The 9,181-nt window shown below is 65.0% G+C and carries 10 protein-coding genes and 1 pseudogene; 10 read left to right on the top strand and 1 reads right to left on the bottom strand.

The window, feature by feature from the left end; all coding sequences use genetic code 11:
- From U9980_RS15430 to U9980_RS15390, 9 genes are all read left to right on the top strand, one after another.
- Positions 1-505 (top strand): DegT/DnrJ/EryC1/StrS family aminotransferase (locus U9980_RS15430; RefSeq protein ID WP_322768549.1); only part of this gene is annotated, 505 nt, incomplete at its 5' end.
- Positions 502-1,503, top strand: coding sequence for an ATP-grasp domain-containing protein (locus U9980_RS15425; protein WP_322768548.1), 1,002 nt, complete (start codon positions 502-504; stop codon positions 1,501-1,503). The genes U9980_RS15430 and U9980_RS15425, both read left to right, overlap by 4 nt.
- Before the next feature lie 31 nt (positions 1,504-1,534).
- Positions 1,535-2,203: a dienelactone hydrolase family protein gene (locus U9980_RS15420; RefSeq protein ID WP_322768550.1), complete on the top strand. Its 669-nt coding sequence runs from the start codon at positions 1,535-1,537 to the stop codon at positions 2,201-2,203.
- Positions 2,200-3,081 carry a phosphoribosyltransferase gene (locus U9980_RS15415; protein WP_322768547.1) on the top strand — a complete coding sequence of 294 codons (882 nt, stop codon included), beginning with the start codon at positions 2,200-2,202 and terminating at the stop codon, positions 3,079-3,081. The genes U9980_RS15420 and U9980_RS15415 overlap by 4 nt, the downstream gene beginning before the upstream one ends.
- 12 nt (positions 3,082-3,093) lie before the next feature.
- The gene (gene pyrE / locus U9980_RS15410) at positions 3,094-3,639 is read left to right on the top strand and encodes an orotate phosphoribosyltransferase (RefSeq protein WP_322768546.1); all 546 of its coding nucleotides are present in this window, start codon (positions 3,094-3,096) and stop codon (positions 3,637-3,639) included.
- Positions 3,632-4,399 (top strand): 1-deoxy-D-xylulose-5-phosphate synthase N-terminal domain-containing protein, encoded by a 768-nt coding sequence (locus U9980_RS15405; protein WP_322768545.1) that lies wholly within the window; start codon positions 3,632-3,634, stop codon positions 4,397-4,399. The genes pyrE and U9980_RS15405 overlap by 8 nt, the downstream gene beginning before the upstream one ends.
- Positions 4,400-4,419: 20 nt before the next feature.
- On the top strand, positions 4,420-5,229 hold the full coding sequence (locus tag U9980_RS15400) for a hypothetical protein (RefSeq protein WP_322768544.1): 810 nt from the start codon (positions 4,420-4,422) through the stop codon (positions 5,227-5,229).
- On the top strand, positions 5,226-6,185 hold the full coding sequence (locus U9980_RS15395; protein WP_322768543.1) for a radical SAM protein: 960 nt from the start codon (positions 5,226-5,228) through the stop codon (positions 6,183-6,185). Before U9980_RS15400 ends, U9980_RS15395 begins: the two co-directional genes overlap by 4 nt.
- Before the next feature lie 23 nt (positions 6,186-6,208).
- On the top strand, positions 6,209-7,189 hold the full coding sequence (locus U9980_RS15390; RefSeq protein ID WP_322768542.1) for a phosphotransferase: 981 nt from the start codon (positions 6,209-6,211) through the stop codon (positions 7,187-7,189).
- 588 nt (positions 7,190-7,777) lie between these two features.
- On the opposite strand, the pseudogene U9980_RS15385 reads toward U9980_RS15390, so the two are convergent.
- Positions 7,778-7,894: pseudogene (locus U9980_RS15385) on the bottom strand (transposase); the annotation flags it as partial.
- 297 nt (positions 7,895-8,191) lie between these two features.
- On the opposite strand from U9980_RS15385, the gene U9980_RS15380 reads away from it, so the two are divergent.
- Complete coding sequence (locus U9980_RS15380; protein WP_322768541.1) at positions 8,192-8,587, top strand: transposase; 396 nt, start codon at positions 8,192-8,194, stop codon at positions 8,585-8,587.
- The last annotated feature ends 594 nt before the right edge of the window (positions 8,588-9,181 follow it).

Raw genomic sequence — 9,181 nt, 5'->3', positions numbered from 1 at the left:
CGGCGGAAACCTCCGCATGACGCCGATCGCAGCGACTCTTGCTCTGTCTCATTTGGAGCGGATCGATGAGCTGATCGCGCGCAAGGCTTACAACGTCGGGCACCTGACCGACCGCTTGTGTCAGCTTCCAGGGCTAACGCCCGCGGCCACCCGGCCAGACTGCGATCTCGGCGCGCGGTTCGGCGTACACGTGGTCTACGACGAACGCGTGCTGGGCCGTCCGCGTGAGAATATCCTACTCGAGTTGAGGAGCGCCGGGCTGAAGGTAGGCGGTCCACAGACCGAACCGCTTCACCGGTTGGCGTTGTTCTCAGGGGAGCGGGTCTTGGCCCCCTTGCCAGGTCCGAGTCGCGGCCTTCGGTTCGGGTACAAGGCACGACAGTTTCCGATCGCCGAACGGCTGGCGCAGTCATGGCTATCGTTGCCCGCGGACTATCTCTATGGCCACGCTGACCGGCTGATCGATGACTACGCGCATGCGTTCGGACGGGTCTTGTCGCGATGAGTCTGGAGTTGCTAAGCGTTCCTACGTCGGACATCACGGTGCATCACGTCCTTGCCGCGGAGTCGCTCGCGGTGTGGTTGCCGGCGTTCACTAGGGGCGCGCCACCACAAGTGGTGATGTTCACCGACGAGCGCACCGAGTTGCTCGTTGACTCGATCGTGGCGACAGTCCCCCGCGATAGCTTGGTGATCCTACACTCCGACCACGCCAGCCTGTTGCGAGACGCACAGGCGACGCGGCTGCTTCGACTGCACGGCTACCGGGTTTCTGGCCAGAGTATCCCGGCGGCGATGAGCGGCCAGGACAAATGGCTCATGCATGCGTTGCTGGCACAGCGCGGCCTGCCCCAGGTCATCGACCGTCCGCTAGTCGGACCTCTCGTCGTCAAGCCGCGTGGGGGTACCGCAGGTTGCGGAGCGTACGTGGCGCAGGTAATGCCGAAGCCATGCTTGGAATCCTTTGTCGAACCGTTCGTCTGCGCCCGGGAGTACTCGGTCAATGTCTTTCTCGGCGATCACGGCACCTTCACGCTCCCTGTGGTGGCCAAGGGGGGGACGAGGCTGGATCTCCTGCCGCCGGCCCGTCGCTTGCGTCAGTGTCCAGCCCCGGACCTTACCGACGCGGCGGCCCGTCGGATTGGCCGTAAAGCCATTGAAGCGGCGAAGGCCGTGGGTGCATCGGGGTATGTCGAGGTCGAGTTCGTCGTCGTGGACGGCGAGCGGGAACCACTCATTCTGGAGGTGAATCCGCGCATTTCCGGGACCCTGAGAATGGCGGCGATGGCGAGCAGGTTTCCGCTTCTCGACGCCTTCACTGCCGAGGTCATCGGCGATCTGACTCCATACCAGGTGGCGATGGAGGTGCCGTATCACGGCCCCGCGTTCCTCGACGTCGAGGCCGGCGCGGTTGCCACCTCGCGGCTCACGGTTGTCGGCGGGGACGAGGCTCAGGCGAAGCAACGCCTAAACGAGTTGATAGGGGTGGACATTGTCGGGTGAATCCTTCCCGCGCAAGTCGCTCCCGCTGGACGTGGATATACGGGTGTTGGGGAACGCGTGTGGGTGGGTGCTCTCGCCGGCCACATGCTCTGGTCGTTCGCTGATATTCTTCCATCACCGAACCGGCATCGACGAGTTCACCCGACAGGTCGTGCGCGATATCTTGTGTTGCGGTGTAAGGGTCGCAGTCCCTGACCTCTTCGCGAACATCCCGACCGAGCTGGGTCCTGGGGAGCGCAAGCAACGCATCGTCGACAGTGAGGTGATCGGCTTGACGCAACTTGCGATATTGGCACTCACCCGCGATGACGCGGGGGCCGCGCCGGCTGCCCTCGGCTTCTGCATGGGCGGCCGGCTTGCCTTTCTGGTCGCCGCAGCGAATCTGGGTGTCGCCCGCGCCTGCTGCTTTTATGGCGGCGAGCTCACCCGTGGCTGGCACGACCCGCAGAGCCCCATTGATCGCGTCACCGCAAAGATGCCACCGATCCAGTTGCACCGTGGTAGTCGTGACAGCAATGCCACCCGTGCCGAGCAGGACGCCGCGCTGTCCGCCGTGGACGCCGTTGACGGATATTTGGAGGCGTGCGTGTACACGGGTGCGCGGCACGCCTTCGCGAACCCGTTCGTCACGGAACGCTTTCATCCGACTGTGGCCCGGCGGGCCTGGGACAACGCCCGCAGCTTCCTGGAGCTCGCATGACCGGCGTGTCGCGCGTATCCAGCGTGAGTCTCGCTCAGTGGAGTGGGCTTGTCGGTATCTCGGCTATCGAAGCGGAGGACGACGATATTTCGCCCGAATGCAACATTGTCGGCATCGGTCCCGGACTCCTCTCCGCTTGCGTGGTGGCAGCGAGACATGGACGCGATTGCGCGGTGCTGCGCCGGACGAGGAAGCAGCACGGCACCCGGGCGCAGCTCGACGGGATGTTCGATCCTGGCCGGCCCACCGCCCTGTACTACGCCGACGAGGCCGACCGGCTCGTCGCCGACCAGGTCGGGCTTGGCGTCGAGGTTTGGGTACACGTTCCGGTTGCGACGACCACGCTGCCGGGACCAGCCTTGCCTGCAGTGGTGGCGCCTTACTCGACCGTCGCGGACTTCGCCAGCGCGGCCGCGCTGCTTCACGAAGGCCCCTACGTACGCTCCTCGGGTCAGGTCGCGACCGCCTACTTTGAGACGCTTCGCGCCGCCTACCGCTACCCTGTCGCCGCATCATTCGCCCAACACGCGATGAGCCATCGCACGTGGAACAGTGCGGTCGGGGTCCTATGGGGTGGTGCGTACCTCGCCGTTGTCCTCGCGCTGCGGACCGGGGTGCGGGCGTTCCTCGCCGACCCGCTCGCTGCGCTGGACCCGGACGAACAGCCGCAGGCGCCGCCGGGGCTGACTGCACCGGTAGCGATCGTTGACGACCTGATAAACACGGGAACCGCGGCGGCCGCGTGCCGGCGCCTGGTGGGAACGGCGGGCCAGTCCGCCGACGTGCTCGCGCTATACGGACTGGGCCGTCCCTCGCAGCTGAGTAGCATGAGACAGAACTCGACGATCGTAGGGGCGGTGCTCAGTCTCCCTGGCTAGCAGTAGCCCGTCGTGACCGGCGCGAAGAAGGAATGCATAGTGGACCGTGCAACGTTGGCGAAGAAGCTGGTCGCCGCTTGTCGTCTCGAAGGCGAGTTCTTGCTGCGCTCGGGCGCAGTCAGCAATCGTTACTTTGACAAGTACTCATTTGAGTCCGATGCGGATCTCCTGGAGGCTGTGGCACTGCATCTCGCTCCGCTCGTGCCCAGTGATACGGAGATTCTGGCCGGACTGGAGATGGGGGGAATTCCGATCACCGTCGCGCTCGGCCTTGTCAACCGACTACCGACCGCGTTCGTCCGCAAGGTAGCGAAGCAGTACGGTACGGCCCGCCTCGCGGAGGGTGCCGACATCGCCGGGCGTCGTCTGCTCGTAGTTGAGGACATCGTCACGACTGGCGGCCAAATAGTGTTGTCCACTAAGGATCTCCGCGACCGTGGGGCGATCGTAGAGCAGGCCATCTGCGTGGTCAATCGCGCTGGCGAAGCCCCAGCGCTAGCCGACGCGGGAGTGACGCTGATATCGTTGTTTAGCGCCGACGAACTCGACCATGTTTGACACCAGGGACTCTCCATCCGTCGTTGCCGGCTCGGTCCGCGAACGGATACTCCGCTTCGCTAGCAACGCACGGCGGCCGCTGCACCTGGGCTCGTCGTTGTCGGCCGTCGAGATACTTGTAGCCGTGTTAGTAGTCTTGAGGCCGCAAAAGCGGCGTGACGTGTTCATCCTCAGCAAGGGACATGGGGCACTGGGATTGTACGCCGCCCTCGCGGAGGCTGGCGTGTTCACGGACCATGACCTCGAGACGTTCGGGCTTTCGGGCACCGCCTTGCCTGTGCATCCACAGCGAGGCGGTGATTGGTGGAACCGCTTCGCCACTGGGTCCCTCGGACATGGAGTCGGCCTCGGCTTAGGCGTCGTCATGGCGCGCACATACGGAGCGGAGGTGGGACGGTGTCTGGTGGTTGTCGGAGATGGCGAATGCCAGGAGGGATCCGTGTGGGAAGCGGCGGCCGCTGCGGTCGAGCTTGACGCACGCGGGCTTTGTGTCGTGGTCGACTCCAACGAGTATGGCCAAACCGGGCGGATCGCCGGACCGAGCGCCGCGGACGGCCTGCACCGTCAGTTCGCCGCACTGGGTTGGCGCACCCGCGTCATGGACGGACACGACGCCGAGCAGCTGGTCGCCGAGCTACAGACCTTTGGCTCGGGCTCGACGCCACGAGCGCTGATTGCCAGGACGGTGAAGGGACGGGGCAGTAGCGCGGTGATCGACGGGCTCCCCGGTTCCCACTTCGCTCCCCTGAGCCAGCGATGAATCAGATGCCGGACGACATTGTGGCGGCCTTCGTGGACGCTAATCGGCAGACAATCCTGGTCTCGTGCGACTCGTACACCGGACCGGCCCTTTCCCGGCACCTCGACGTGGGCATCCGTGAGATGACCGCCGTGTCGACTGCCGCAGGGTTGGCCGCGATGGGCTGCCGGCCCATCGTGCTGGGGCTAAACACGTTCTTGCTCACCCGGGCGCTCGGGCAACTTCGCCAGGACGTCGTGCACAATCGTCTTCCCGTAATCGTCGTCGGAAAGGCGTCCGGCGGCTTGCTGAGGGCTATGGGCCCCTCGCATTTCCTGCCCGATGACCTCCTTCTCCTTCGCTCGCTCCAACCTATGGACGTCCTTTGCCCGACCTCGCCCGCGGGTCTATTCGCGTGTCTTGGCGACGCGTTGGCGCGCACGACGCCTACGTATCTGCGCGTCGGTCAGCTGACGGACACGTCCGCCGCCGCCGAGACTGGGCCGGTGCGGGTGACCAAACCGGTGGCCACGCTGGTGACGGCTGGCGACGGCGTGGCAGCTGCCGATGCCGCGAAGAGCCGCCTGCGTGACGTAGGGGTCGAGGTGAACCTCGCCGTAGTTGGTCAGTTGATGCCATTCGATGCTACGGCGTTGAACTCGCAAGATTCCATAATCATAGTTTTCGAGTGCGACCTCATCGGGCTTGGCGATCTCATCGCCCGCTGCACTGAACGGCCAATCGCGATTTTCACATGGCTCAGCACGGAGGGACCAGGGAATCCGGTGGCGGCTCTAACGATATTCGTCCTTCAGGCGCTGAGTCGCCGCAGAGGTCAGGAGCCACGATGACCGACGAACCAATCGTCGCTAAGGTGCCCTTCACTGACACAGCCAATATCTACCTCTTGACGAACTGCGATATGGCATGCAGCTTCTGCTACGCCAGCAAGGGTCTCGGTGGATTTACTGTGCAGCAACTCCGGTTCGTCCTGACGACGCTTCGCGATCACGGTGCGACGCATGTGAACCTCACCGGCGGCGAGCCGCTCATGCACCCGGACGTACTGGAGGTGGCCGAGTGCGCGGACACGCTCGGGTTCTCCACCACCCTTTTTACCAGTGGCTCGATGTTGACTAAGCCGATCGCGACGGGAATCGGCGCCCACGTGCGCTGGTTTGCTCTGTCGCTGGACGGCACTCGCGAGAAAAACCTCGAAGTCGGTCGGGGTGAAGGGCATTACGAGGCCGCGCTTCGTTCGATCGAGATCATTCGCGAGGTGGCGCCGCAGGCGCGGGTGCGGGTTACTACTGTCGCGACGCGCATCAACGTCGATCACCTTGAGCCGCTCGGCGAGGTGCTCCGTCACGAGCGCCATCGACCCGACCTATGGCGCATCAAACAGATGGTACCCACTCGACGCGGCGCCGAGATGGCGGACGAGCTGGGGGTAACCACCGAGCAGTTCGAGGCGAGGATGATCCGTCTGCTTTCGGCCCTACCGGCGGACTTCCCCGTCCAGATTCACGGCAGCGAAAGCAAGAGCGGCGACACCATGTGCATCCACCCTAGAGGTGGGGCGACGGTTACGATCGGGGATGGCCTGGATATGGAGATTCTCCCACTCGGCAATATTCTTTCCGAGCCTGGCACCGTCTTCACTAACTGGCAGAGGCGGCGGAACCGCGTCAACGCGAGCAGTTACAATCAGATGTGGCGTGACCCCGATCTGTTCACGTCTTCCGAGCGCTCCAGATTCCTGACCTTGAGGGCGGCTCGTCCGCAAGCTCGTGGGCCCAGGCATTGATCCGATTCCCGCGGCCGGAACGCATGGTGGTTCTACGCCAGCTCGCCGTGCGACACCTTCACGAGGTGCTCCCGTCGGTCCGGTTCGTCGAAGATGACGAGTGTACCGGTACGAACTGCGTTATCTTCCGGCTCGGAATCGGGGAGAACGACGTGGCGTGTCGGTTCGAGCCTGCGGTCGAGCCGGTCAGTCGTGATGGGCGGGTTCGAGCGGCACTCTGCGAGGTCGCGCCTCACCTCACCGCGTATCCGGTCGATATCCTGGCGGGCGCTGACCCCTTGGTGGACACACCGGTCGGGCCGTATCGGTTCGTCTTCTCCGAGTGGTTGAAGCGCTGTGACTGGCCCGCAGATCTCGCTGCATCCGAACGTCTAATGCGACTTGGCAAGGCGGTGGGCTCGCTGCACCTAGCGATTGATCGCGCAGGCATCGGCAAAATCGTCTGCTCGCCACCGCCTATGGTGTATTGGGACACCCAGTGGCTGACCACGGACGAGGCCACGACGATCTCGAATGCGCTGGGGTCTGAGGTTGGGACTTTCGTGTTCCGGGCCACGATGATGGTCGCCGAGGCGTGCGAGGCCCGCCCCGAACCGGAACCCTGTCACGGCGATCTGCACGGCGAGAACGTCTTCCTCAGCCTGTCAGGCCCGCGTTTCCTGGACTTCGACTTCTGCCGCATGCAGCCCTTGGGAAGGGCACTCGACGTGGGCACTCTTCTGCACCGCAGCATCCGACGTGAATTACAGTCTGGCGGTGCGTGCGACCCGCTGGAGCTCTCGACGGCGTTCCTGGCGGGGTACGGACAGATGACCGGGCCCATGCCGCCGCTCCCCCTGGTCCTGTTCTCCGCATGCCTGGAGAGCGCACGGAAATGGTGGTATCTCGGACATCGGTTGCCTCCCGGCATCGGGGACGCCGCGTACTGGGAAAAAGTACGTGACCACCACGGCAACTTCCTGGTGGAGATGATGGCGATGTTCGAGCCACGCGGGATCTTCTAGCGGACGAGCGCCGCGAGCGCTTCTACGGGGCTGTTCGGCCGCGGTCGGCGTCTCGGCGAACGCGGCCCGGCGGGTCTTCGCGAGCTCCCGGCGTTCCCCCTGGTAGTCGATGGGCTGGAGCAGCTCCCGGCGGCGTACGCCCGCTGGACCGAGGAGACGGACGCGACATGGCCATCGACGGCCATCAACGTATCGATCTTCGGATGGCCCCACGCCGGCCAGTCCGCGGCGTGCTTCGCGGCGACCGGCTCGACCACGTCGACGACCGGCGCCGGCCACGGTCCATTCCCGACCGGCCGGCCGGCCCGATCCGTGGCCTGCCAGCGGGCATACGTCCGGCGCGGGATGCCGATCAGCGCACAGAACCTCGACGTCGGCATCGCCGCGTCTTCGCGGATCACCTCGAGGTCCTCGTAGGGGCCAGCCGGCGCTCCGCCGACTTCTTCCACACCCGCAGCTCCACGTGCGCCTCACCGAGGGGGCGGTCTTGAGCTCCTCGACCTCCGCCGCGAGCGGCCTCCTCCCGTGACGACGGCCGGGACGACCCGCTGGCGCCAGTCCCGCGCGGCCGCCCTCGAGGAACTGCTGCTTCCACTTCCCGACCGAGGTCTCCGACACCTTGCTCCGCCGGGCGGCCTCCGCGACCGCCACCTCACCCGCAAGGACGGACAGCACGATCCGGATCTTGTCCTCGGCCGGGAACATCGGGGGACGACTCATCTAACGATTTCCTTGGGCTCACAGGGTGTTGCATAACCCGTATGCCGGCCTTGTCTGTTGCGGGGCATAGGCTAGCTTACGTTCGTATATCCGTCTTACGGTCCCGGTTGCTGGCGAGGTCGGCTTCCTCGTTTGGCCTGCCGCTGGCCGTCGGTCGCGAGGGCCGTTTGCTTTGCGGGATGTGACTTCTTCGTGGTACGACCGATGTGGAGAGGCTGATTCCTGCCGTGCTCCTGACATAGTCGTGGCGTTGGCTTCCATGGGCGTGGCGAAGGGGCGAACGTGCCTGCCGCGCTCGATCCGGCCGGCCCGACCATCCTCATGCCGGACACGCGGGAACGTGAGACCCGCCGACGCGCCACCGAACCGGCTGCCCACCCGGACGGCCCGCCCCCGGACGGCCTTTCCGGTGGTGAACGGCTCGACTGGGTTCTCAACACCCCGTGGGGCAAGGAAACCTACAAGCTGCGCTCCTGCACCGTCGAGCCCGTGTTCGGCCAGATCAAGTACAACCGCGGCTTCACCGGCTTCATACGTGTCGGTCTCTCCGCCGCCCACTCCGAATGGAGGCTGATGCTGCTGAGCGGCAACCTGATGAAGCTCCTCCGCCGCGGCCTCGACCGCACCACGCACCCGCAGTTCGCGTTCCTCGACCGGCTTGCCCTGTCCAGCGCCTGACGGGCCGCCGGCGACCCGACCAACAGCCACAGAACGGCACACACCGATCAGCCACCATCATGGGTAGCGATACGGGCACCACCGGGCATCCTGCCGGGATCAGTCGGCTCTCCTGGAAAAATCATGGATGATACGACCACAGAACCCGCCCGGACCGTCACCACCAACAACCGTCCCGATCTTGACGTGTCTCGCGACCGAACCACGAAGCCCACTCCGACCTGCGTCAACATGTCACCGGAACCAGACACCGCGATCACGCCGCCGATCGCACGATCACGAGATCGCGACCGAGGGACTACGCAACACCCTGCTCAGGGCCAACAAACCCCTGTGCCAAAAATTCTGACGCGCGACAATCCGGACGGTGCCGAGCGGGTCGCCATCAGGCGTCATCCGCACGCTCACCGACCGCCGCCGCCGGTGCAGATCGATCCTCACCACCCCTCATACGATGAATCCACAGGGGGCCTCCTTCATCGGTGGCCGTGAGCAACCCGAGGACCTACCCCAACTCGGACTCACCGGGAGCAAAGGCCCCCCCTTCATCGCATCAGGAGCATCTTCCCATTTGTTGACACACCCCATCAGAGC

It is taken from the genome of Protofrankia sp. Cr1 (assembly GCF_963555865.1).
Classification (GTDB): domain Bacteria; phylum Actinomycetota; class Actinomycetes; order Frankiales; family Frankiaceae; genus Protofrankia.
The sequence above is the reverse complement of the archived record's forward strand: the minus strand, read 5'-3'. Positions and strand labels throughout refer to the sequence as shown.

What these genes read in the sequence shown, in the direction of transcription:
- U9980_RS15415 (WP_322768547.1), top strand. Translation starts at nt 2,200, where the DNA reads ATGACCGGCGTGTCGCGCGTATCCAGCGTGAGTCTCGCTCAGTGGAGT.
- U9980_RS15425 (WP_322768548.1), top strand. Translation starts at nt 502, where the DNA reads ATGAGTCTGGAGTTGCTAAGCGTTCCTACGTCGGACATCACGGTGCAT.
- U9980_RS15395 (WP_322768543.1), top strand. Translation starts at nt 5,226, where the DNA reads ATGACCGACGAACCAATCGTCGCTAAGGTGCCCTTCACTGACACAGCC.
- U9980_RS15390 (WP_322768542.1), top strand. Translation starts at nt 6,209, where the DNA reads ATGGTGGTTCTACGCCAGCTCGCCGTGCGACACCTTCACGAGGTGCTC.
- U9980_RS15405 (WP_322768545.1), top strand. Translation starts at nt 3,632, where the DNA reads ATGTTTGACACCAGGGACTCTCCATCCGTCGTTGCCGGCTCGGTCCGC.